19 protein-coding genes and 1 pseudogene are annotated in these 22,573 nt (G+C 69.4%); 15 read left to right on the top strand and 5 right to left on the bottom strand.

The features are described 5' to 3' along the window. Nucleotides 1-74: 74 nt before the first annotated feature. Nucleotides 75-320 (bottom strand): annotated as a pseudogene (locus BJ998_RS45850) (aromatic-ring hydroxylase C-terminal domain-containing protein); the annotation flags it as partial. On the opposite strand from BJ998_RS45850, the gene BJ998_RS45845 reads away from it, so the two are divergent. Next, entirely contained in the window at nt 282-539 is a 258-nt protein-coding gene (locus tag BJ998_RS45845; protein ID WP_312890708.1) for an MmoB/DmpM family protein, read from the top strand. The pseudogene BJ998_RS45850 and the gene BJ998_RS45845 overlap by 39 nt on opposite strands. Here the strand turns inward: BJ998_RS45845 and BJ998_RS45840 are convergent. After that, nucleotides 517-1,008, bottom strand: coding sequence for a MarR family winged helix-turn-helix transcriptional regulator (locus BJ998_RS45840; protein WP_184870498.1), 492 nt, complete (start codon nt 1,006-1,008; stop codon nt 517-519). The two genes, BJ998_RS45845 and BJ998_RS45840, sit on opposite strands and share 23 nt — an antisense overlap. A gap of 44 nt (nt 1,009-1,052) precedes the next feature. Between BJ998_RS45840 and BJ998_RS45835 the strand changes: the two genes are divergently transcribed. Then, entirely contained in the window at nt 1,053-2,444 is a 1,392-nt protein-coding gene (locus BJ998_RS45835; protein ID WP_184870497.1) for an alpha/beta hydrolase, read from the top strand. Between the two features lie 375 nt (nt 2,445-2,819). Here the strand turns inward: BJ998_RS45835 and BJ998_RS45830 are convergent, their stop codons facing one another. Both BJ998_RS45830 and BJ998_RS45825 read right to left on the bottom strand, forming a co-directional pair. Further along, nucleotides 2,820-3,863: an aldo/keto reductase gene (locus BJ998_RS45830; protein WP_184870496.1), complete on the bottom strand. Its 1,044-nt coding sequence runs from the start codon at nt 3,861-3,863 to the stop codon at nt 2,820-2,822. Nucleotides 3,864-3,897: 34 nt separating this feature from the next. Continuing rightward, nucleotides 3,898-4,734: an SDR family oxidoreductase gene (locus tag BJ998_RS45825; protein ID WP_184870495.1), complete on the bottom strand. Its 837-nt coding sequence runs from the start codon at nt 4,732-4,734 to the stop codon at nt 3,898-3,900. A gap of 97 nt (nt 4,735-4,831) precedes the next feature. Here BJ998_RS45825 and BJ998_RS45820 point away from each other — a divergent pair, with 97 nt between their 5' ends. From BJ998_RS45820 to BJ998_RS45810, 3 genes are all read left to right on the top strand, one after another. Continuing rightward, nucleotides 4,832-5,416, top strand: coding sequence for a TetR family transcriptional regulator (locus BJ998_RS45820; protein WP_184870494.1), 585 nt, complete (start codon nt 4,832-4,834; stop codon nt 5,414-5,416). A gap of 328 nt (nt 5,417-5,744) precedes the next feature. Continuing rightward, nucleotides 5,745-5,984, top strand: coding sequence for a hypothetical protein (locus BJ998_RS45815; protein WP_184870493.1), 240 nt, complete (start codon nt 5,745-5,747; stop codon nt 5,982-5,984). A 12-nt stretch (nt 5,985-5,996) separates the two neighbouring features. Continuing rightward, nucleotides 5,997-6,530, top strand: coding sequence for a GNAT family N-acetyltransferase (locus tag BJ998_RS45810; protein ID WP_184870492.1), 534 nt, complete (start codon nt 5,997-5,999; stop codon nt 6,528-6,530). Nucleotides 6,531-7,754: 1,224 nt separating this feature from the next. On the opposite strand, the gene BJ998_RS45805 is transcribed toward BJ998_RS45810, so the two are convergent. Next, on the bottom strand, nt 7,755-8,729 hold the full coding sequence (locus BJ998_RS45805; RefSeq protein WP_184870491.1) for an ArsR/SmtB family transcription factor: 975 nt from the start codon (nt 8,727-8,729) through the stop codon (nt 7,755-7,757). Nucleotides 8,730-8,787: 58 nt separating this feature from the next. Here BJ998_RS45805 and BJ998_RS45800 point away from each other — a divergent pair, with 58 nt between their 5' ends. The 10 genes from BJ998_RS45800 to BJ998_RS45755 all read left to right on the top strand — a co-directional run bounded on the left by BJ998_RS45800 (nt 8,788) and on the right by BJ998_RS45755 (nt 22,551). Next, complete coding sequence (locus BJ998_RS45800) at nt 8,788-10,098, top strand: MFS transporter (RefSeq protein WP_184870490.1); 1,311 nt, start codon at nt 8,788-8,790, stop codon at nt 10,096-10,098. 433 nt (nt 10,099-10,531) lie between these two features. Next, nucleotides 10,532-11,371 carry a ParB/RepB/Spo0J family partition protein gene (locus BJ998_RS45795; RefSeq protein WP_184870489.1) on the top strand — a complete coding sequence of 280 codons (840 nt, stop codon included), beginning with the start codon at nt 10,532-10,534 and terminating at the stop codon, nt 11,369-11,371. A gap of 140 nt (nt 11,372-11,511) precedes the next feature. Next, nucleotides 11,512-12,714 (top strand): ATP-grasp domain-containing protein, encoded by a 1,203-nt coding sequence (locus tag BJ998_RS45790; RefSeq protein ID WP_184870488.1) that lies wholly within the window; start codon nt 11,512-11,514, stop codon nt 12,712-12,714. Between the two features lie 34 nt (nt 12,715-12,748). Continuing rightward, nucleotides 12,749-13,498: a TylF/MycF/NovP-related O-methyltransferase gene (locus BJ998_RS45785; RefSeq protein ID WP_221339776.1), complete on the top strand. Its 750-nt coding sequence runs from the start codon at nt 12,749-12,751 to the stop codon at nt 13,496-13,498. 39 nt (nt 13,499-13,537) lie between these two features. Further along, nucleotides 13,538-15,472 carry an SGNH/GDSL hydrolase family protein gene (locus BJ998_RS45780; RefSeq protein ID WP_184870487.1) on the top strand — a complete coding sequence of 645 codons (1,935 nt, stop codon included), beginning with the start codon at nt 13,538-13,540 and terminating at the stop codon, nt 15,470-15,472. Further along, complete coding sequence (locus BJ998_RS45775; protein WP_184870486.1) at nt 15,402-16,781, top strand: LLM class flavin-dependent oxidoreductase; 1,380 nt, start codon at nt 15,402-15,404, stop codon at nt 16,779-16,781. The genes BJ998_RS45780 and BJ998_RS45775 overlap by 71 nt, the downstream gene beginning before the upstream one ends. 70 nt (nt 16,782-16,851) lie before the next feature. Further along, on the top strand, nt 16,852-17,532 hold the full coding sequence (gene pcp / locus BJ998_RS45770) for a pyroglutamyl-peptidase I (RefSeq protein WP_312890706.1): 681 nt from the start codon (nt 16,852-16,854) through the stop codon (nt 17,530-17,532). 164 nt (nt 17,533-17,696) lie between these two features. Beyond that, nucleotides 17,697-19,532, top strand: coding sequence for a carbamoyltransferase family protein (locus BJ998_RS45765; protein WP_184870485.1), 1,836 nt, complete (start codon nt 17,697-17,699; stop codon nt 19,530-19,532). Nucleotides 19,533-19,744: 212 nt separating this feature from the next. Next, nucleotides 19,745-21,277: an NAD(P)-binding domain-containing protein gene (locus BJ998_RS45760; protein ID WP_184870484.1), complete on the top strand. Its 1,533-nt coding sequence runs from the start codon at nt 19,745-19,747 to the stop codon at nt 21,275-21,277. Next, entirely contained in the window at nt 21,274-22,551 is a 1,278-nt protein-coding gene (locus BJ998_RS45755) for a cation:proton antiporter (protein ID WP_184870483.1), read from the top strand. Before BJ998_RS45760 ends, BJ998_RS45755 begins: the two co-directional genes overlap by 4 nt. The last annotated feature ends 22 nt before the right edge of the window (nt 22,552-22,573 follow it).

Raw genomic sequence — 22,573 nt, 5'->3', positions numbered from 1 at the left:
GTGAGTTGCTCGGCGCCGCAGTGCGGAGTTGCTGTGACTGCCGCACGTGGCCATGTGGAGCCACAACTGCGCGTTCAGCTGGCGGCGGCGCCGAACCCCCGTGGCAGCTGGGCAAGCAGGTCCTGCTGGTCTTCACCGACCCACGCCACGTGGCCGTCCGGCCGCAACAGCGCCGCGGGCACGTCCAGTTCCTCGCTCACGTCGACGACGTGGTCGACCCGATCCGCCCAGCCCGCGACCGAGAGCCGGCCGGTCTGGTCGAGCAGCAGCCCGCGGCCGCCGTGCATCAGCTCGTAGAGGCGCCCCCGCTTCAGCTGGTCGCCGCGATTCGCGCGGACAACCCCGAGCTCACCGTCCGGCACCCGCCGGGGCTGGTCAAGCTCCAGGCCGCCGGGCAGATCGTGATCAACCGGGAGACCGTGGAGCGGCAGCTCGGCCGCGACTGGGAGACCGGCGAGTTCCAGCTGGCCATCGTCTCCTACGCGGGCAACTTCTCGCAGTGGGACGACGACCGGATCATCGTGAAGTGGGAGCACTAGGACCGGTGATCGCCGTCCCGCGCAGATGGGCCGCGGATCGCTCGTGCCGTTCGGTCGCCGAGCGCAGGAACCGCACGATGGCGTCGAGTTCGGCGTCGCTGAAGTGCACGAGATCGGCGTGGGCCTCAGCGAGCCGCTCCCTCAGCAGTTCGGTGACGACCCGGGCGGCCCGGTCGGTCGGCACGATCAGCACCCGTCGGCCGTGCGTCGGGTCCGGGGCCCGGCGCACGTAGTCCGCTTTGATCAGCCGGTCGACCAGCGCGGTCACCGAACCGGGCGTCAACCCGAGCAGCCGCGCCAGCCGACCGGCCGGCAGTGGTCCGTGCCGGAATACCAGGTCCAGGCAGCGCAGGTCGGTGCGGTGCACGCCGAGGTGGTCGGCCAGCGCCTGGTCATCGGCGTCGATGGCGGCCTGCAGGTCGGCCATGGCCGCGCCGAGTGCGGTGGCCAGCGCTTCGCGGGCGGGCATGCGACCAGTATAGTGTTTGATCGTCAAACATTATGGAGGCCTCGATGCGCCGAAAGATCACTGTTGCGATAGCCGTGTTTGCCCTGGTCACGGTGCCCGCGCCCGCGTCCGCCGCGCCGAATGTCAGCTGGGTGCCCTGCCCACAACCGCAGGCGCTGAAGTACCACGCCGAGTGCGCCACGATCGCCACCTCCGGCGCGACGCTCGCGCTGCTGCGGATTCCCGCCACCGAGTCTTCGCAGGGGCCGGTGTTCGCCGACTCCCAAGAGATGGACGGCTACGGCGGCAGCCAGATCGACTTCTTCCTCCGGCACGGCGACAACTATCTGAGCCGGCTGCCGCAGACCCACCGCACGCACGACATCGTTCTGGCCGACCCGCGAGGGCTCGGCGGGAGCACACCGGTGCGCTGCCCCCTGCCCGCACACGACCCCGCGGTGCCCGAGTTGCCCGCGACATCAGCGGATACCGCGCGGATCACCGCGCACGGGGCGTCGGTGTACTTCCGTTGCGCCGCCGCCACCGGCCCGCTGATCGCCCACACCGGCCTCGTCGAGCAGGCCGACGACCTCGACGCCGTGCGCGTGGCGCTCGGCGCTCCGCGGCTGGACTTCCTCGGCCAAGCGACCGGTGCCGAACTGGGCGTCGTGTACGCCGCCCGCCACCCGGCCCACGCCGGTCGGTTGGTGCTCGACACCGCCGTCGATCCGTTCGTGCCGACCGCGCAACGGATGCTCGACACAGCGCACGCCGAAGAAGCGGCGTTCGGCCGGTTCGCCACCTGGTGCGACCACACGCCTGAGCAGTGCCCACTGGCCGGCCGAGACGTCGGAGCCGTGCTCGACGAGCTGGGCGCACATGGCGCGCCCGGCCTGACCGGTGACGAGGTGCGCATCGCCGTCGGGCAGTTCCTGCTCGGCTACCCGTTCGCGTGGCCCGGCCTCGGGCACGCACTCGCCACCGCGCGGGACGGCGACGCCGGTGAGCTCGCCCCCTACGTCGCACTGACGTACACCGACCCCGAGTACACAGCCAGCCACGCCCAGACGTGCGCGGACCACCCGAGCGATCCCGCCCTGCTGGCTGGCCTCGCCCAGAAGGTCCGTGCGGCGGCCCCGCACACCGGCGGCATTTCCCTGACCTGGGACGCACTGCTGTCCTGCACCGGCTGGCCCGACGGGGCAGGGCTGGCCGAACGAGTGCCCGGCCACCTCGCCCCGGCCTCGCCCGTGCTCATCACCGCGACCGCCGACGACCCGATCAATCCGTCCTCGTGGGCCACCGACCTCGCGGCCCGGATCGCTGGCTCCCAGGTGCTGGTCGCGCCGGCCGACGGGCATGGCGCGCTGGACAACGCGCCGTGCGCCGCGAACGCGATCGACGCCTATCTCGCGGCCGGCACGTTACCGTCCAAAGAGGAATGTCAGATCGCCTAGGTACTGCAATGGCAGTTCGCCGACGGCCGGCATCGGCCTGCGCATCGAGCTCGACACCGGCGCCCTCGGGCTGCATCCGACCCCCGCCGAGCTCACCAGCGCCAAGATCGCGACCCTGAACGGCTTCACCGACTGCCATTGGATGTGCTGACGCCAGGCGAGGATTCGTTCGAGGATCTTGCCCGACTCCGGGTCGCGCCGGCGCTGTCATGCCGCTGGTGGCGTGCCTGGGCAGGTACCCGTCGATTTGTGATGGCCTGCCATGGAGGTCTGCTTGCCGACACTTCCGATCGATTCGCCCAACGGGAACCCAAACTGGGGTTGCTGAGCGGATGTCCGCCAGCGAGGAAGACGTGCCGTCGGCAGGTCTCGTGGTTACGCGGTCACCCCGTTGATCGTCGTGTTGCCTTGTTGGGCCGGAATGCCGAGTTCGCGCAGGAACGGCATCGGGAAGTTCAGGACCGGGACGGTCAGGCCGTCGAGCTCGCTGAGTTCCTCGGGTGACAGCGCGACGTCGAGCGAGGCGAGGTTCGCGGTGAGCTGGTCGACGGTACGGGCGCCGATGATGGTGGAGGTGATCATGGGCTGCTGGCGCACCCAGGCGAGTGCCGTCGCGGCGACGGTGGTGTCGTGGGCGGCGGCGATCCGACCGAGCGCGTCGAGCAGGTTCCAGGTGCGGTCGTTGAGGTGCCGGCCGACGAACATTCCCCGTCCGGAGCCCGCGGGGCTGGGGTTGTCGCGGGTGTACTTGCCGGTGAGCATGCCGTTGGCCAGTGGGCTCCACGGCAGCACGCCCAGCCCGAGTTCCCTTGCGGCCTCGAACAGTTCGCCCTCGGAGGTGCGCTCCAGCAGGTTGTACTCGACCTGGATGGCGGCGATCCGGGTCCAGCCCCGCCATTCGGCCAGCGTGGCCATGCGCGCGACTGCCCACGCCGGGGTGTCGGACAGGCCGACGTAGCGCACCTTGCCCTCGCGCACCAGGTCGTCCAATGTGGACATGGTCTCCTCGAGCGGGGTGTGCCGGTCCCAGTTGTGCTGCCAGTACAGGTCGAGGTAGTCGGTATCGAGCCGGGCCAGCGACTCCTCCACGTGCCGGCGGATGGCCTTGCGTCCGGTGCCACCGTTGTTGGGGTCGTCGGGGTCCATGGTGAGCGCGAACTTGGTCGCGATGACGAGCCGGTCGCGAAGGCCGGGGTGCTTGCCGAGGTAAGTGCCGATGACGCGCTCGGACTCGCCGTTCATGTAGCGGTTGGCGGTGTCGATGAAGTTGCCGCCCGCGTCGAGGTAGCGATCGAGGATCTCGATCGAGGTGGCCTCGTCGGCGCCCCAGGACGGGTCGCCGAAGGTCATCGTGCCAAGGGTGAGGGGGCTGACGCGCAGTCCGGTGCGGCCCAGCGTGCGGAAGTCGGTCAGGGACATGGCTTGTTCTCCGGATTGTGATGGGTGCGGGTCGTCAGAAGTCGACGGAGGTGGCGATCGCCTTGCCGGCGTCGAGTTCGGCGATACGGGCGGCAAGGGCGGCGCGGATCGCGGAGTAGGCGTCGCTGCCCAGTGCCAGGCGGCGCGGGGCGGGCGAGACGTCGGCGGAGGCGATGATCGCGGCCGCCACCTTCTCCGGGTCGCCGGGGGCGTCGGCGGTCACGTTGTCGACGGAGTCCACGTAGCTGCGCATCCGGCCGGCGGCGGTGCCGGCGTACTCGGGCATCGCCGGGGCGATGTCCAGGTTCGCCCCGAAGGCGGTGCGGATGACGCCGGGCTCGACCATGGTGATGCCGACACCGAACGAGGCGACCTCGGGCGCCACCGACTCGAAGAAGCCTTCGACGCCCCACTTCGAGGCGTGGTACATGCTCGCGCCGGGCGTGGAGATGTGCGCGCCCATGGTGGACATCTGGATGAAGCGGCCCCCGCCCTGGGCGCGCAGCTGGGGCAGCACGGCGCGCAGCAGGTGGATCGGCGCGGTCATGTTGAGGGCGATCTGTTCGTCGATCGCCTCGTCGGTCATCTCCTCGGCGGCGCCGAGCGAGCCTCGGCCGGCGTTGGAGTAGACGACGTCGAGCCGGCCGAGTTCGGCCACCGCGCGGCCCACCACGGCGCGCAGGGCCGCGGTGTCGGTGACGTCCAGGGCCGCCGTCCACAGCTGCTCGGGGTACTTCTCGGCCAGGTCGTCCAGTGCCTCGGGCCGCCGGGCGGTGGCGGCGACCCGGTGGCCCGAGGCGAGGAGCTGTTCGGTGACCATGCGGCCGATGCCGGCCGAGGCGCCAGTGACGAACCATGTCTTGGCTGCCATGTCGTCCTTCAATCCAACTAGTTGTTTTATTTGACGACGCTGAAGCTAGGCGTCGCCGAGCTCGATGTCAACCATCTAGTTGGTTTAAACTGCTGGCATGACCTACGACTCCGCCGCCACCCGTGCCCGGCTGCTGGCCGCGGCCTACGACGAGTTCGTCCGGGTCGGTCTGGCCGGCGCGCGGGTCGACCGCATCGCCGCCGCCGCCGCGGCCAACAAGCAGGGGATCTACGCCTACTTCGGCTCCAAGGAAGGGTTGTTCGACGCCGTGATGGCCGATCGGCTGCGGGTGCTGGCCGACGTCGCCCCGATAACCGCCGACGACCTGCCCGGCTATGCCGGCGCCCTGTTCGACGCCCTGGTCGCAGACCCGGGCCTGCAACGCCTGAGCCAGTGGCGGATGCTGGAGTTTCCGGACGCCTCCGACGCCGAGGTGGATTCGCACGTCGCCAAGGCCGCCGAGATCGCCCGGCACCACGGCGTCGACCTGACCGTGGCTACCGATCTGATGATGATCGCCCTGGGCGCCGTGCTGGCCTGGAACACCACCTCGCCCAGGATTCGCAATCCCAAGGGCGAGGACGACGACCGCCGGCTCGCCGCGCATCGGCGGTCGGTCGTCACCGCGGTCGCGGCAATGACCGACGCGCTCGCCGGCCAGGCGGCCGACGCGACATCGTGAGCAGCAGCGTCCGACTGGTCACGGGAGAGGCGGGGCCGTCGATGACGGCCGAAACAAGCGGCCGGATCACGGCACGCCTCACCGCCTGCAGGTCTCATCACGCACACCGACCCCGGCTGAATGGCGGTCGCCAGTTGAACCTTCTGGACACCACGCTGCTGCTGTCCGCTGACCGAGAAGGACGCCAGCTTGCACCGTGTTGACGGTCGCGTCGCCGACGCCGAGTTCACGGGTCCACGCCCGCACGAACGGGCCTCGCAGTCGGGATTCATCAACCAGGTCTCCATGCAGGGGACCGTGGTTCGCGCTGAGCGCGACGACCGGGCCGGTGGGCGGCACCGCGTCGGCGCAGCGCATCGACGAGCTGTTCCAGCTGCCCGCGCGTGGCGTGCTGGGCTTCCGCCAGCAGTTCCTGTCAGGTCAGCCACAACTCGGCCAGCCAGGTCTTTTCGAAGTGGCTGGTGGCGAGCCTGCACTTGATCTCGTCGAACACAAAGTCGCGGTGCTCGCTCACGCCAAGCGGCATGAGCGGGCGCGGCGAAGGGGTGGCAGCAGCGCTGCGACCTGACAAGGTCGCAGCATGCAGAACGGCAACGACCAGACTCAGCCCGGCCGCGTCACCCTGCGATTGGCTGACACCACCTCGCGCCCGGTGGTTGAGCGGCTGGGCCAGTTGGAACGGCACGACCTGTCACCCTGGACGGGAGATCTGCCGGGATACGCAGGACTGTTCGACTACCCGCGACTGTCGCGATTCTTCACAGACGCTGACCACGATGCCTACCTGATCTACTCCGACGGTCAGCTCGCCGGTTTCAGTCTGGTCCGCCCCTTCGATGGCGGGGCCACCTTCATTCACGCGTTCTTCGTCGTTCGTGCCCTGCGGCGCCAGGGCGTAGGGTTGGCAGCTGCTACCGATCTGCTGCGGTCACGTCGGGGACGCTGGGCCATTGCCTTCCTGGAGCAGAACGCACCGGCGGCGCGCTTCTGGAAGCAAGTCGCGGCCGAGGTCGTCGGCGAGAACTGGACCGAGAAACGTCGTCACAGGCCAGACGGCGCCACCTTCACCTTCATTCATCTCGACGTCGACCAGGACGAGCGCATCCACCGCTGATCACACCACCGACATGCCGATCGCACGCCAACGTCGGCACCGCACCATCGATCACGCATGACAGAACGCCCAGTCGGTCGTGACAGGGCTTCGTTTACCCGATCGGTTGCAACACCCGTCTCGTCGGCTCACCTGAAATGCCGGCGCGTACCGCATCTTCGGCCGCGAGCACATGCCGCGGATGAACAACCGATGCTGAGTAGGCTGGCCGCCATGCGTCAAGCGATGCGCCGACCTCCGGCGAACAACGCCCGAAGTAACTGTGCGCCAGTGGTTGACGAGTCTCGCTGCAATCACCCGCGGACCGGAGCGACTGTGCTACGCCAACGCGGCCCGTCACAGCCACATCGACGGTCTCACCAATGCCAAAGGCGCCGAGTACCTCGCCGCGATCGACCGTGACGTACAGGGAAGCCGGCCGCTGCACGACTTCCACCGTGACCGCTGCGCGCTACTCGTCCACGGCCTGCCTGCCGGGGCGGTCGCGTTGATCACCAGCAACTCGTCTGCCCGGTTGACTGGGCCGAGCGAAGATCACGGGGATCTCCGATGAGTAGCGACCATCGATCGGTCGACCAGCCGATCGATCAGAAGGACGTTCTCGCTGCGTACAGGGCGGGCGGCGTTACAGCGTGGCTGCGTCACATCACAGAACCTGCGCTGCTTCAGCGACCGTGTAGAAGAGCGGCGCCTTTGAGACCTTGGCTGAGTCGACCATTGGAACCGCGCTTGCCTTAGCAGCGTTGGAGAACTTGGTCGACTACAGCGTACTCCAGACCAATTTCTGCACCTCATGGCTGATATTGGCTCGCCTGCTACTCGGGTCGGTAGATGCGAGTCTGCGCGTTCGATCCAAGCTGAACCAGACCGCACGGCACCCGGACGGGCGTAGGTCATACCTTGCCGGGGGTGCGAGCACGTTTCCCAGCTCAGCCAGCAAAACTGGGGTCGCGTGTGACTACGTAGCGCCATGAACAGTCTGCTCGGGCGCCGCCTCTGCGGCGTTCGAATCGCAGGGATGGGTCGAGGTGCTGGGCCAGTTCGCGGGGGTATCGGGGGTGGTACCGAGAGCCCGCTGAGTCGTCTTTGATCGTGTGGTCCACCGCGCGGGCATGAGGGTGAAAGTGCCCGGCGGCCACTCCTGACCAGCAACAGCATGTTTCACGGTGGGGTGGTCGCCAGCGAAGCGATGTTCGTGAGTGGCTTCAACCGTGCACCGCGCCGTCAGGCGTTGCCCACCAGATCGTCGCCCGTCTCGGTGCGCCGATAGATCACCCACCTGCCGATTCGGGTACCGGCGATCAGGTTGGCATCACGCAGCACCGCGATGTGGCCGCCGACGGTGCCCAGCGACAACTCCAGGTTCGTGGCCAGCTCACTGCTGGTGGCCGGCTGGTCCAGGCTGCGCAGGATGGCGGCCCGGTTGGCGCCCACCAGCCGGTCCAGCGCGTCGCCCTGGGGTTGGGCCTGCTCGGCCGCGTAGCCGCGGATCGGGTAAACCAGCGCGTGCCGGTCCGGCGGCGCCACGCACAGCCATGATCCACTGGACCGGCTGACCGGCACGAACAGCATGCCGTCGTCGCCGACCACCCGGTCCGGGCCGTCCTGGGTGTTGAACCGGATCGCGTCCGGGCCCACCCAAGCGATGCGTCGGCCCATCCGTTTCAGCGCGCGCGGCCAGCCGTGGGTCGCCAGCAGTCCGGCACGGTAGGTGATGTCCCGTTCGAGCATCGCCCGCCGCTGCGGCCACTCGGGCTCGATGTAGGTCCGCCAGCCCCAGGCCAGCAACTCCGCGACCCGGGGCGCCCAGCCCTTCCCGGTCAGCCAGGCTAGGTCGTGTGTCGCCCAGCTGTGCTCGACCGAGCGGGTCAGTTCGGCGAGCACCATCTCGTCGTCGACCGCGGCGACCGCGGGCAGCTCGTCGGCCAGGGTGGTGCGCATGGAGCCCGGCGGCGGAACGGTCGCGAACGCCGGCAGCCACCGGGTGGAGCTGAGCAGGCGCACCAGGCCGGCGGCGAAGGGATCGGCGGCGACGGCGGAGGCGAAGTCGGCGTGGTGCCGGTCGTGCCACTCGGCCAGCCACGGGTTGGCCATCTGGGCCTTGGCCAGCAGAATCATCGACGCCACCGTCTCGGCCAGCGGCGACAGGGCGAACCGCGACCGGGACAGGGCCTGCGAGCTCAGCCGAAGCAGCACCATCTTTCGCCTCCAGGCGAAAGCATAGCGTTCACCGCGAGTGATCCTCAGACTCGCTCGAGTGAGTTCCCCTCTCAAACGACCGGCCTTCCTCTGGTTCTTCACCGGGCAGGCGGTGTCGCTGCTGGGCAGTTCCATGGCGCCCGTCGCGCTCGCGTTCGCCGTGCTCGACGCGTCGAACAGCACCACCCAACTCGGCGTCGTGCTGGTCGCCCGGATGGTTCCGCTGCTGGTGTTCCTGCTCATCGGCGGCGTGACCGCGGACCGCTTCTCCCGACGGACCGTCCTCGTCCTGAGCAACGCCGGCTCGGCGCTGACCCAGGGCGCGGTCGCCGTGATCCTGCTGACCGGCCACTACTCACTGGCCGCCGTCTCCGTGCTGGAGCTGCTCAACGGCGTGCTCAGCGCGTTTACCCAGCCCGCGCTGCGCGGCGTCGTGCCCGAACTGGTCGAGAAGAGCCAGATGCAGCAGGCGAACTCGGTGCTCGGCACGATGCGCAACGCGACCAAGGTCTTCGGCCCGAGCGTGTCCGGGCTCCTGGTGGTCGCTCTGGGCAGCGGTCCGGCCATCGCCTGCGACGCGGCGAGCTTCCTGGTCGCCGCGGTCTGCATGGCGCGGCTCCCGCTGTCCGGACACGTCGCCGCGCGGCGGAAGACGAACGTCCTCAAGGACATCCACGAGGGCTGGACTCAATTCCGCGGCACGCCGTGGCTGTGGGCGGTGGCCGTCGCGTTCTGCTTCGTCAACATGGTGCAGACCGGCAGCTGGCAGATCCTCGGCCCGGACCTGACCAAACAGCTCAGCGGGGTGCAGACCTGGGGTTTCGTGCTCAGCGCCCGCGGTGTCGGCCTGCTGCTGATGGGTGTGCTCATGTACCGGCTGGTCGTCCGCCGGCTGCTCCGCTTCGGACTGCTGGCGGGCGTCATCGGCGCGTTGCCGCTGATCGCACTCGGCCTGCAGCTGAACGCCCCCTGGCTGATAGCCGCCGCCTTCGTCGGCGGTCTCGGCTCCTCCGCTCTGGGCGTCAGCTGGGAAACGTCCCTGCAGGAGCACGTGCCGACACAGACGCTGTCCCGAGTCGCCTCCTTCGACAACTTGTTGTCCTACATTGCGATTCCGGTCGGCCAGCTGCTGGTCGGCCCACTGTCCGCCGTGTTCGGCGGATTCCAGCTGGCACTGTTTGCCGGCTTGTTCTACGCGGTGGCGGCACTGGCGCCGCTTGCATCGTCCGCCGTCCGGCGGCTGCCGCACAGCGTGACCGATCGCCAGAAGTTGAAAAAGGGCACGCCCGCGCCGGCCACGACGGCCGTTCCCGAACCGTCCTCGGCCACGGCGGTGGCCCCGAGCGGCGAATCCGGTGGCAGACCGTGACTGCTTCGACGGGGAAGACGCCGTCGAGGCGATCGCTCCGCTCGGTGGGCCGGAAATCCCCGATCGGTCGACCGCGGCTCGCCGAACTGGGGTGAAGTGCGTGCGGTCCAGCGAAAGGCGCCCGCCGTAGTACTGACAAACCGGACTAAGCGGCAATCCGATGCCGCGTCGATCTCGGGTCCGAAATGAGCCTATTTCATGATGTAGACAGTTTCGCATTCGTGGGCGCCGACAATGGGGTTGACATGCACCGGTAGTTGATTAACATCGAGGAGGCAAGGCTGGTGTAATTCACCGGCGACTGATGCGTGGGGCGGTCGACGTCCCACCGTAGGAATCTTCTCGAACATGGGGGACTGTGGATGGGGGGCGTAGTGTGTTTGGGCTGACCGACGGTGCTGCGACGGTGTTCGACAGCGATTCCATCCAAGTGGTGCCAATCGATATGCTGGTCGTCGGCGAATCCGTCCGCCTTGACGGGATCAACGCGGACCACGCGCGCACACTGGCCGAGGTGGACGGCACGCTGCCGCCGATCCTGGTGCACCGGCGGACCATGCGGGTGATCGACGGCCTGCACCGGCTCCACACGGCCAGGCAGTTGGGGCGCACGACGATCGACGCGCGGTTCTTCGACGGCGACGACGAGGCCGCGTTCCTCGCGGGGGTGCAGGCCAACATCGCCCACGGCCGTCCGCTCAGCCTGGCCGACCGCACGGCGGCGGCCGCCCGGCTGGTGCGGGCCCACCCCGAGTGGTCGGACCGGCGGATCGCCGGCCTGGTCGGGCTGTCCCCGAAGACCGTCGGCGCGGCGCGGGCACGCCTGACTGAGGAAATTCCTCAGTCCCGGGTCCGTGTCGGCCGCGACGGTCGGCCAAGGCGGATGCCGGCCGCCGGGGCGGCCCGGCGCGAGTCCACGGCTCCCCGGCCGGCCGCCGCCGTCGCCGAACAGCCGTTCGTGCCCCGGCAACGCCGCCCGGCCGGCGGGCCGCGCCAGGATCGCGTCGATGTGGACTACCTGGCGACCTACCGGATGCTTCGGCACGATCCGTCGTTCCGGATGACCGAGACCGGGCGATTCCTGCTGCGGCTGCTCGACCTGCATTCAATTCAGGTGCGTGAGTGGGACCGACTGATCGAGACCGTTCCGAGGCACAGCGCGGACTCCGTGGCCGATCTGGCGCGGCACTGTGCGCACACCTGGTGGGAGTTCGCTGAAAGGATCGCGGAACACGCGGACGAGACACCGCGGGAAATGCCGGCGGGCGGCTGACCGGGCAGTGGCGGTCGGCGGTTCTTTGCGCCAGTATCGGTTTCCGGCGAAGTCTGGATCGAATCCAAGCTGAACGCGGCATCCGGCCGAATCGGAGGCGACCCATGCATGTCGTGCTGGTTGGACCCCGAAAAGAGGTGGTGCGCGGACTCCGCGCGGACGGGCACGAAATCACTGTGCTCTACGAGAGCGCGCACCGGCAGCGCGTGTTCGACCTCGGTGACCAGATCGACCGCGCATGTGCGGTGGATTCCTATACGAAGGTGGACTCGCTGTGGTCGGCCCTGCACCACCTCAGTCCGCCGCGACCGGTGGACGCGGTCGTCACCACCACCGAATGGGCGGTGGTCGCGACCGCGGTGCTCGGCCATCTGATCGGCGCCAGGTCGGTGTCCCCGCGACAGGCTCTGGCCTGCCGGGACAAGGCCGTCCAGAAGACCGCCTGGAACCTCGCCGGCATTCCCACCGCCGACTGGCACGTGGCGCCCACGGGCATCGGCACGCGACTGGACGCCGAACGGGTGTTGGCCGCGTCGGACCTGCACTTTCCGCTCGTGGTCAAGCCATTGGCCGGCGGCGCGAGCAAGTCCGTCTCGGTGGTACGGGACGTCGGCGGGCTGCACCGGGCGGCGTCGGCGGTGGACGACGGTGGCAGGGTGCTGGTCGAGCAGTTCGTGGACGGCCCGGAGTGGCACTTCGACGGCGTCGTCGAGCGCGACGAGCTGTGGGCCTTCATGGTCTCCCGGTACTGCGAGCCGTTGCTGTGCACGAAGTCCGGCCGGCCGAGCCGCTCCATCACCTACACCCCGGCCCGCCACCGGGAGCTGTACACCGAGGCCGCAGACCTCACCCGCCGCGCGCTCCGTGCGTTGGGCCTCGACCGGGGCGTGTTCCACTTCGAGGTGTTCGGCGGTCCCGGCGCCTTTGTGGCCAGCGAACTGGCGTGCCGGCCGGCGGGCGGCATCGTCGGGATGATGAGCGAGCGTGTGATCGGTGTGGACATGTACGCGGCCAGCGCCCGCGTCATCACCGGCGATCGCATCCCGCGCGGCGCGGGAGAACGCGAGCTCACCCACGGGTGGACCTTCCTGCCCACTGCTCCGGGCCGGGTGAACCAGGTCGACCCGGACGAGATCCGCCGGATTCCCGGCGTCAACACAGTGATCATGCGCGTCGGTCGGGGCGAGCCGATGCGCGACATGGCGGTGGCGTCGACCGTCGGCGTCGGGTTCGCCGCGGTGCACGGCGATTCCGTCGAGGACTGCGAACGGGCGATCGACGATGTAGTGGCTGCGGTGGAACGGATGCACGCCGGGGCGCCGTTCACGGCGGACGCCGCGTGAGCCGGATTTCGGTGCGACGGAACGAGGAGCTGGTATGACCGCGATGGACTCGATCGACGAGCTGGACCACGACCAGCGGACTCGGCTCCGGCTGGCGCGGTTGCTGGCCGACTCCCCGATCGACGCCGAGGACCTGGTCGACACGATGGCGCTGTACCTGCGGCGGCGGCCGCTGGTGGACATCCTGGCCATGGACGCGCTGTACCGGATGGCGATGGAGATCCCCGGCGCGATGCTGGAGTTCGGCGTCCTGCAGGGGCGGCACCTGGCGATCCTGGCCGAGCTGCGCGAGATCTACGAGCCGCACAACACGCATCGGGAGATCGTCGGCTTCGACACCTTCAGCGGCTTCACCGGCGCCACCGACATGGACCGCCAGGACCTGGCCGAGCATCCTGACAAGTTCGCGCTGCCGCCGTCCTTCCTCGACCATCTGCGAGAGGTGCTGGCGGCGCGGACCGGCGACGGTTCCGGCAAGCCGCCGGTCCGCCTGGTGGCGGGTGACGCCGCGAAGACCGTGCGGGAGTACCTGGACGCCAACGAGCAGACAGTGATTGCCCTGGCCTACTTCGACGTCGACCTCTACGCGCCGACCAAGGAGGTGCTGAGCGCCATCACGCCCTACCTGACGAAGGGCAGCATCCTGGCGTTCGACGAGCTCGCGCACCGGGGCTGGCCGGGGGAGACCGCGGCGCTGCGCGACGCGCTGGGGCTGGATCGCGGCGCGGTGCGATTCGTCCTGCCCGGCCGGGCGAAGACGACCTACCTCCGCTGGGAGGGCTGAGGTCGGCGTCCCACGGTACTGACGGCATGGAGGTGTGTGGTGCGGCTGCTGGTGTTGGGCGATTCGTGCAGTGCCGGGCTCGGGCCGGCACAGGCGGTGTATCCGTCCGTGCTGCATCGGCTGCTCGGCGGCGAGCATCGGATCGAGAACCATGCCGTGCCCGGCTTCACCAGTGCCGACGCGGCCAGGTACTACCGACGCGGCCTCGCCGGCCGGCGGTGGGACGTGGTCATCGTCTACCTGGGCAACACCGACGCGTCTCGTTCCGTCTACAAGGGAACCTATCGGCGGTGGCTGGACACCGCCCGGCGCGGCGCGGGAAGAGGGCCGGTCCTGTTCACCCCCATCGAGCGCGGCGACCACATCCTGTTCAGTGATCGCCCCGAGGAATCCGACGTGGCGACCACACCACGGGACTTCCGCGCCAACGTCGAGTCGATCGTGCGCGTCGCCGGCCGCCGGGGAGCACGGGTGATCGTCGTCAATCCCATTGCCAATCGCGGTTTTCCGGCGGCGCTGATGGGGGCCAACGGGCCCTTCTTCAGCATGGTCGGCCTGCGCACCGCGGTGGCCGACCGCCTCGCCGGGACCACCGACCGGTCGCGGGCACTGGTCGCCGCCCTCGCCGCCCATGAAGGTGGCCGGCTCGACGATGCCGTCCGCCAGTACCGAGCACTGCTGGACCGGTCCGATCCCGTTCGCTCCGTCGCCGTGAACAACCTGGCGGTGATGCTCGACGAGTCGGTCGGAGGCGAGGAGCCGCTGGCCCTCGCCAAGGCACTGGCCGACTCCCCGGGCGCGGCCGGCGCGGTGGCCGCCCACAACCTGGGTAGGATGCTGTCCGCCCGCGGCAGGCATGACCAGGCCGAGGACTATGCGACGCTGGCCACCGAGCGGGACATCAACCTGTACCGCGTCAAGTCCGCCTACCGCGCCGAACTCGCCGCGCTGTCCCGGCACTCGCACGTCGACGTGGTCGATCTGGCCACAGTGCTCACCGCGGCCGACTTCGTCGACTACTGCCACCCGACGCCCTCGGCCCATCGCGCGATTGCCTCGGTGATCAGGCCCTTGGTGCAGCTTCTCCCCGCAGCCGGCACCGCCGAGCCGGACAGCGGCTACGTGTGCGTGCATCCGAGCCCCGACGCCAGCCTGGACTTTCCCGCGACCATGCTGGCGCACTTCGCAATCGACCAGGATGTGGACGCCGCGGAGGTCCGCAAGGCAGCGTCGGCGTTGCTGGACGGCGAGGAGGATCCGGGCCGTCCCGCTGCCGACCAGGGCGTGCGGGCCGGCGTGCGCAACCTGTTCCGCTTCGCCGCGAGGCATCCGCTGGTGACCTGTCGGGACGACCTCCGCGCGTGGTTGCCCGAGCACGGCTGGGAGGTCGGCCGGTTCCCCGAGTTGTACCTCGACCGGCTGCTGCGGGACTACGCCCACGCCGCCGAGCAGTGGGGCGTCGGGGGGCTGCCCGAGTCGGTGCGCGGGCAGTGGCCGCTGGACTCCACGCGCTACCAGCACCGTCTGCTGCCGGGGCTCACCGTGCCCCCGCCGCGCGTGCCGGCGACCGACCCCGAGCACGCTCGGCGGATCCTGGCCAAGGTGCGAGCCCAGCTGGCCGAGAAGCGGGAGATCTTCAACGACTGCCGGGCGGATCGCATCGTCACCGTGAAGTACTGGTACCTCCGCGAGGCCTTCCGGTTCGGCACCCATTCCCGTCCCGGCATGTGTTATCCGGAATGGGAGATGGAGAAGATCGTCGAAGGGCTGTTCTGCGCGCTGGTGATCGCCCGGCGGCACGGGGACGTCACGACCGAGACGCACGCCCTCGCCCTGCTCGACACGATGGCCCGGTTGCGGGCGGTGCACGAGAAGTACGCGGCGCTGGAACCGGGCGGCGCGGATGACACCGCCGAGTACCGCACCGAACTGGCGCTACTGGAGGAGATCGGTGAATCGGAAACTGCACCTTAACGCGTTCCTGAGCAGCGTCGGTCATCACGAGGCGGCCTGGCGTCTCGACGAGAGCGACCCGTTCGCGGACACCGACATCGAGCACTACAAGCATCTGGCCCGGGTGGCGGAGCGGGGCAAGATGGACTCGCTGTTCCTCGCCGACCAACCGGGGCTGTGGACCGACATCGGCCGCCGCCCGACGTGCGCGCTGGAACCGACGCTGCTGCTCACCGTGCTGGCCGGCGCGACCGAACGCATCGGGCTGATCGCCACCGCGTCGACCACGTACAACGAGCCGTTCAACCTGGCGCGGCGGTTCGCCTCGCTCGACCACATCAGCGGCGGGCGGGCCGGCTGGAACATCGTCACCACCGCCACCGTCGGCGCCGCGCGGAACTTCGGCCTGGACGAGTTGCCGGGTCACCGTGTCCGGTACGCCCGCGCCGACGACTTCGTCGAGGTGTCCAGGAAGCTGTGGGACAGCTGGCAGGACGACACCATCGTGGCCGACAAGGAGAACGGCGTCTGGGGTGACAACAGCCGGCTGCATCCGCCGGAGCACGAGGGCCCGTACGTGAAGGTCGCGGGGGCGCTGAACGTGCCGCGGTGCCCACAGGGACATCCACTGCTGGTGCAGGCCGGGTCCTCCGAGGACGGACGGGATTTCGCGGCCCGGCACGCGGACGCGGTGTTCACCGTGCAGCAGACGCTCACCGACGCGCAGGCGTTCTACGCGGACATGAAGGCACGGGCGGCGGCTTTCGGCCGTGACCCGGACACGGTGAAGATCCTGCCCGGCATCGTGCCCACCATCGGCCGCACCCAGGCCGAAGCCGACGCGTTGGACGCCGAACTCGATCGGCTGATCCGTCCGGAGTACGCGATCGAGCAGCTGTCAGGGATGCTCAAGGTCGCGCCGGAGGACCTGCGCCTGGACGAGGAACTGCCCGACCACATCGCGACCGAGGATCAGGTCGAGGGGGGCAAGAGCCGGTTCACGGTGATCGTCGAGATGGCCCGCCGGGAGAAGTTGACCGTGCGCGGGCTGATCGGCAGGCTGGGAGGCGGCCGCGGGCATCTCACCGTCGCGGGCACGCCGACTCGGATCGCGGACGTGATCACGGAATGGTTCACGGCCGGCGCGGCCGATGGGTTCAACGTCATGCCGCCGGTGCTGCCGTCCGGTCTGGAGTCCTTCGTGGACGACGTAGTGCCCGTTCTCCAGCAGCGTGGACTCTTCCGGACGGAGTACGCCGGCCGCACCGTGCGGGATCACTACGGGCTCGCACGGCCGGCCAACCGGTACGAGCTCAGCGGGATCCGTTGATCGCCGGCGACACCGCGGTGGAGTCCATGAGGACTTCGGAGGGAAAGCAGAGGAGGGGATCGTCATTCGTGTGCTACTGACGTCGGTGGGTCCGTTCGGTCGAAACGTGCTCAGCTCCTCGCTGGAAGCCGTTCGGCTGGTGGTGGCCGAGCCACCTCCGGGCGCGGACCTGGACACCGTCGAGCTGCCCTGTGTCTTCGGTGACGCCATCACGGCGCTGCGGAGGGCGATCGTGGGGACGGAGCCCGATCTCGTTGTCGCCACCGGCCAGGGCGGCAGCCGTCCCGACATCACCGTCGAGCGGGTGGCGATCAACCTGGACGACGCCATCGGTGCGGACAACGCGGGCAACCAGCGGACCGACACGCCAATCGTGCCGGACGGCCCCACCGCGTACTTCACCACCCTGCCGATCAAGCGCTGTGTCGCGGCGATCCAGGAGGCCGGCATTCCGGCGACGATCTCCCATACCGCCGGCACATTTCTGTGCAACCACATCGCCTACGGCCTCGCCCACCTGATCGCCACCGAGTTCCCCCGGCTGCGCGGCGGCTTCGTGCATATTCCGTTCACTCCGGCACAGGCCGCGGAGCGGGAGAAGCGGCCGTCGATGGCCAGTGCGACGGCCGCGGAGGCGTTGCGGGTGCTCATCACGGCTGCCCTGGAGGACCTTCGGGACGACCGGCTGCCGGTCGAGGCCGGCGCGGGGAACGGGTCGAAATCCTGGCTGTCGCGGAAAATACGGAAATAGGAGGGACGGGCATGGCGAAACTGCTGCGCAGGCTGCCGATCATCGGTGCGCTGCTGCGGAACCGCGCGCTACGCAAGAAGAAGCGGTCGCCTGACGACGACGGCACCATGTACCCGCTGTACTGACCGACCAACGGCCCTCGCCGGCCGGGAGGGATGCTCACGTTGACCGATCTGGTTCTCGGCATCTCCGCCTACTACCACGACAGTGCGGCTGCCCTGGTCGAGGACGGCGTGCCGATCGCCGCCGCCCAGGAGGAGCGGTTCACCCGGGTCCGGCACGACTCGGCGTTTCCGGCTCGCGCGGTGCGGTACTGCCTCGATGAGGCGGGCGCCAAGCTGGGGGACGTCTCGGCGGTCGCCTACTACGAGGACCCGGCACTGAAGTTCCGCCGTGTGCTGAGCACGTTCGTGGGCGCCGTCCCGCACGGCTACCGGCCGTTCCGGGCGGCCTTGCCCGCGTGGCTGGCCTGGAAGCGGCGGGCGGCCGACGAGGTTCGGCGGGAGTTGGGCGCGCTGCGGCTGGGGCCGGTGCCCGACATCAGCTGCCGTCGTCACCACGAGTCGCACGCCGCGTCCGCCTTCCTGCCCAGTCCGTACGAGTCCGCCGCGGTGCTCTGCGTGGACGGGGTCGGCGAATGGGCGACCACGACGTTGTGGCACGGCCGGGGCAGCGCGCTGCGGCCGCTGGCCGAGCTGCGGTTCCCGCACTCGCTTGGCCTGTTGTACTCGGCCTTCACCTACTTCTGCGGGTTCAAGGTGGACTCCGGCGAGTACAAGCTGATGGGCTTGGCGCCCTACGGCACACCCCGCTTCGCTGGGCTGATCCGCGACCGGCTGATCGACATCAAGCCGGACGGCTCCTTCCGGCTGGACCTGCGGTACTTCGAGTACCTCCACGGGCACGTGATGACCGGACGGGGCTTCGAGCGCCTGTTCGGCGGTGCGCGGCGGGAGCCCGAGGGCCCGCTCACCGAACGCGAGTTCGACCTGGCCGCGTCCGTTCAGCAGGTGACCGAGGAGGTGGTGGAGCGGCTGGCCAGAACTGCGCTCCGGCTGTCCGGGGAACGGCGCCTGTGCCTGGCCGGTGGCGTCGCGCTGAACTGCGTGGCCAACGGCCGGCTGGCCCGGCTCGGGGTCGCCGACGAGTTGTGGGTGCAGCCGGCCGCCGGTGACGCCGGCGGCGCGCTCGGCGCCGCTCTCGCCCTGGCGGTCGGCCGGGGTGCGGGCCGACCGCACCTGGGCACCGGGCAGGACGCGATGTCCGGCGCCCTGCTCGGACCGTCCTATTCGGACGAGGAGATCAGGTCCTGTCTGGACGGGCACGGCCTCGTGTACACGACAGCCGCGCCGGACGAGCTGGATCGCGTGGTGGCCGACGCGCTGGCCGCCGGGCAGGTGGTGGGCTGGTTCCAGGGGCGGACGGAGTTCGGGCCACGCGCCCTGGGCAACCGATCGATCCTCGGCGACCCGCGTGACCCCACCATGCAGTCGAGGATGAACCTCAAGATCAAGTTTCGGGAGTCGTTCCGCCCGTTCGCCCCGTCGGTGACGGCCGAGGACGCGCGGGCGTACTTCCGGCTCACCCAGGACAGTCCGTACATGCTGCTGGTGGCCGACGTCGCGGAGGACAAACGCGTCGCGGTCCCGGACGGTCCGCGCCGCACGGGCCTGGATCTGCTGCGCCAGCAGCGGTCGGTGCTTCCGGCGGTCACGCATGTGGACATGTCCGCCCGGGTGCAGACAGTGGCCAGGCAGACACATGGCCGTTATCATCGACTACTGAGGGCGTTCAAGGAGCGCACCGGCTGCCCGGTGCTGGTGAACACCTCGTTCAACGTTCGCGGCGAACCGATCGTGAACACGCCGGACGACGCGGTGACCTGTTTCCGGCGCACCGACATCGATCTACTCGCAATCGGCGACTTTCTGTTGCGCAAGGCCGATCAGCCGGCGTGGCGGGAGCAGTCCGACTGGCGCGCGAAGATTCCGCTGGACTGACCGGGTCGCCGCTCGTTCTCGAAGGACCATCCACATGCTTCGAGTCGGACTTTTCCTGCTGTACTACGCCGTGGTCACCCCGGTCGGCCTGGTTTGCCGACTGGTGCGCGATCCGCTGCACCGGGCCTGGAACGACCGGGCCACGAGCTACCTGATCCACCACTGGACTCCCGCATCTTCCCGAGGCGGCACAGGACGGGGACGAAGTGACGATGCCTGAACACGTGACCGACTACCTTGTGGTCGGCGCCGGCCCGGCCGGGCTCCAACTCGCTCATCTGCTGCACCGCGGCGGGCACGACTACCTGGTGCTCGACGAGGGCGCGGCGCCGGGCGGTTTCTTCACCAAATTCCCCCGGCACCGGCAGCTGATCTCCTCCAACAAGCGGTTCACCGGAAGCGACGATCCTGAGGTCAACCTCCGGATGGACTGGAACTCGCTGCTGTCCGACGACCCGAGCCTGGTGTTCACCAAGTACAGCGAGGAATACTTTCCGGCCGCCGACGACTACGTCCGCTACCTCGCCGACTACGCGAGCCGGCTGGACCTGAACATCCAGTTCGGCTGCCGGGTGCGGGAGATCGCCCGCGACGGCGACGAATTCGTGCTGACCGACCAGCACGGCACGCGGCGCCGCAGCCGGCGGGTCGTGGTGGCCACCGGGCTCAGCGTGCCCAACGTGCCCGAGATCCGGGGGATCGAGCTCGCCGAGCAGTACTCGACGGTATCCACCGACCCCGCGGAGTTCACCAACCAGCGAGTGCTGATCATCGGCAAGGGCAACTCCGCCTTCGAGACGGCCGACAACCTGGTGTCCACCACCGCGGCCGTGCACATCGCGGGTCCTAAGCCGGTCCGACTGGCCTGGGACACCCACTTCGTCGGCCATGTCCGGGCGGTGAACAACAACTTCCTCGACACCTACGAGCTCAAGAGCGGCAACGCCGTTCTCAACGTCGGCGTCGAGCGGATAGACCGGGACGACGCCGGTTACCACGTGCGGTTCCGCTTCAGCCGGGGCCCTCGCGTCGTCGACTACGACCGGGTGATCGTGTGTGCCGGATTCCGTTTCGACGCCACGATCTTCGCCGACGGCTGCCGGCCGGCGCTCGACATCAACGACCGGTTCCCGGAGCTGACCAGCGGCTACGAGTCGACGTCCGTGGACGGTCTGTTCTTCGCGGGCACACTGACCCAGCAGCTGGACTATCGGGTGTCCACCAACGGGTTCATCCACGGGTACCGGTACGGCGCGCGGGCGCTGTACCGACTGCTCGACGAGCGCTACCACGGCACGACCTGGCCGCACACCGAGCTGGCCGCCGATCCGGCCGGGTGGACCAGGTCGGTCCTGGCCCGGATCAACCGCTCGTCCGGGCTGTGGCAGCAGTTCGGCGAACTCGCCGACGTCCTGGTCGTGCCGGGCGACGGCCCCGTCCGGCACTTCGAGGAGATGCCGCTGCGCCACCTGGCCGACCGCGCGTTCGAACCGACCGACACGGTGTTCGCGGTGACCCTCGAGTACGGGCCGCACCCGGTCGGCAAGAAACCCTTCGACGGCAGCATCGTGCACGCCAGCGAGGGGGAGGTCACCAGCTTCTTCCACCCGGTGGTCCGGCAGTACCGCGCCGGCGAACTGGTCGCGACCCACCACCTGGACAGCGACATGGAGAACCGCTGGCAGGACGGCGACGGGCTGACCGCGTTCCTGGCCGATGCGGTCGGCACGCGGGTGGCGACGTGAGCACGGCCGCCACGGGCACCGCGTTCTTCCTGGCCGTGACCGTGATTCTGCTGGCCTGCCGGGCGGTTTCGCAGGTCGTCGGCCGGCTCGGGCAGCCGCCGGTGGTGGGGGAGATGATCGCCGGCGTGCTGCTCGGCCCGTCCCTGCTGGGGCTGGTCTGGCCGGCCGCGCAGGCCGTGCTGTTCCCGGACGCGATCCGGCCGCTGCTCTACGTGGGCGGCCAGATCGGCCTGGTGATCTACATGTTCGGTGTCGGCCACGAGTTCAGCCTGCGCGAGGTCCGCGGTTCGGCCCGCGTGGCCGGTGCGATCTCGATCACCGGCTCCGTGGCGCCGCTGGTGCTCGGCATCGGCGTCGGCGTTCTGGGCACCGGCTGGGCGGACGTGACCGCACCGGGTGTGTCGCCGGTGGTGTCCGTCGGGTTCATCGGCGTGGCGCTGGCGATCACCGCGTTTCCCATGATGGCCAGGATCATCACCGAACGGCGGCTGGCCGGCACCAGGTTCGGCTCGATCGCCCTCGCCTGCGGGGCACTGGACGACGTGCTGGCGTGGACGCTGCTGGCAGTCGTGGTGAGCCTGCGGGCGAACAGCGCGGCGCCAGTTGCGCTGGCCGTCGGCGGTGGTGTCCTGCTCGTGTCGTTGTTGTGGCTGGTCGGTCGCCGATGGCTCGACTCGCTGCTGCGCAGCGCTCGGCTCGACATGGACAAACGGGTGCTGGTCACCGTGCTGCTGCTGTTCGCGGCGGCCTGGTACACCGACATGATCGGGCTGTACGCGGTGTTCGGTGCCTTCTGCTTCGGCGTGTGCTTCCCGCGCGGCGAGATGGCCGACGCGGTGGTGGCGAAGATCATGCCGGTCGGCCGGATCGTGTTCCTGCCGCTGTTCTTCGTCTACTCCGGACTCAACAGCCGGTTTGCCCTGCTGGCCCAGCCGACGCTGCTGGCGTTCGCGGCGTTGTGCGTCGCGGTCGCGGTGGTGGGAAAGTTCGGGGCCTGCTGGGCAGCGGCGCGGCTGGTCGGTGAGCCCCAGCCGATCGCCGTGCGGATCGGCGTCCTCATCAACGCCAGGGGGCTGATGCAGCTGATCGCACTGAACGTCGGTCTCCAGGCCGGCATCGTCTCACCGGCGTTGTTCACCGTGCTGGTGGTGGTCGCGCTGGTCACCACCATGATGACCGCGCCACTGCTGAGCTGGCTCGACCGGCGGGACGCCCGCCGCGGCTCCACCGAGGTCGACCAGTTCCTGCTGACCGCCACGAACTCGGCGAACTGACCGCCGCGCACCGTTTCCCCGC

It is taken from the genome of Kutzneria kofuensis, from assembly GCF_014203355.1.
GTDB lineage: Bacteria > Actinomycetota > Actinomycetes > Mycobacteriales > Pseudonocardiaceae > Kutzneria > Kutzneria kofuensis.
Note: the sequence above shows the minus strand (reverse complement) of the source record. Positions and strands in the feature narration are given on the sequence as shown.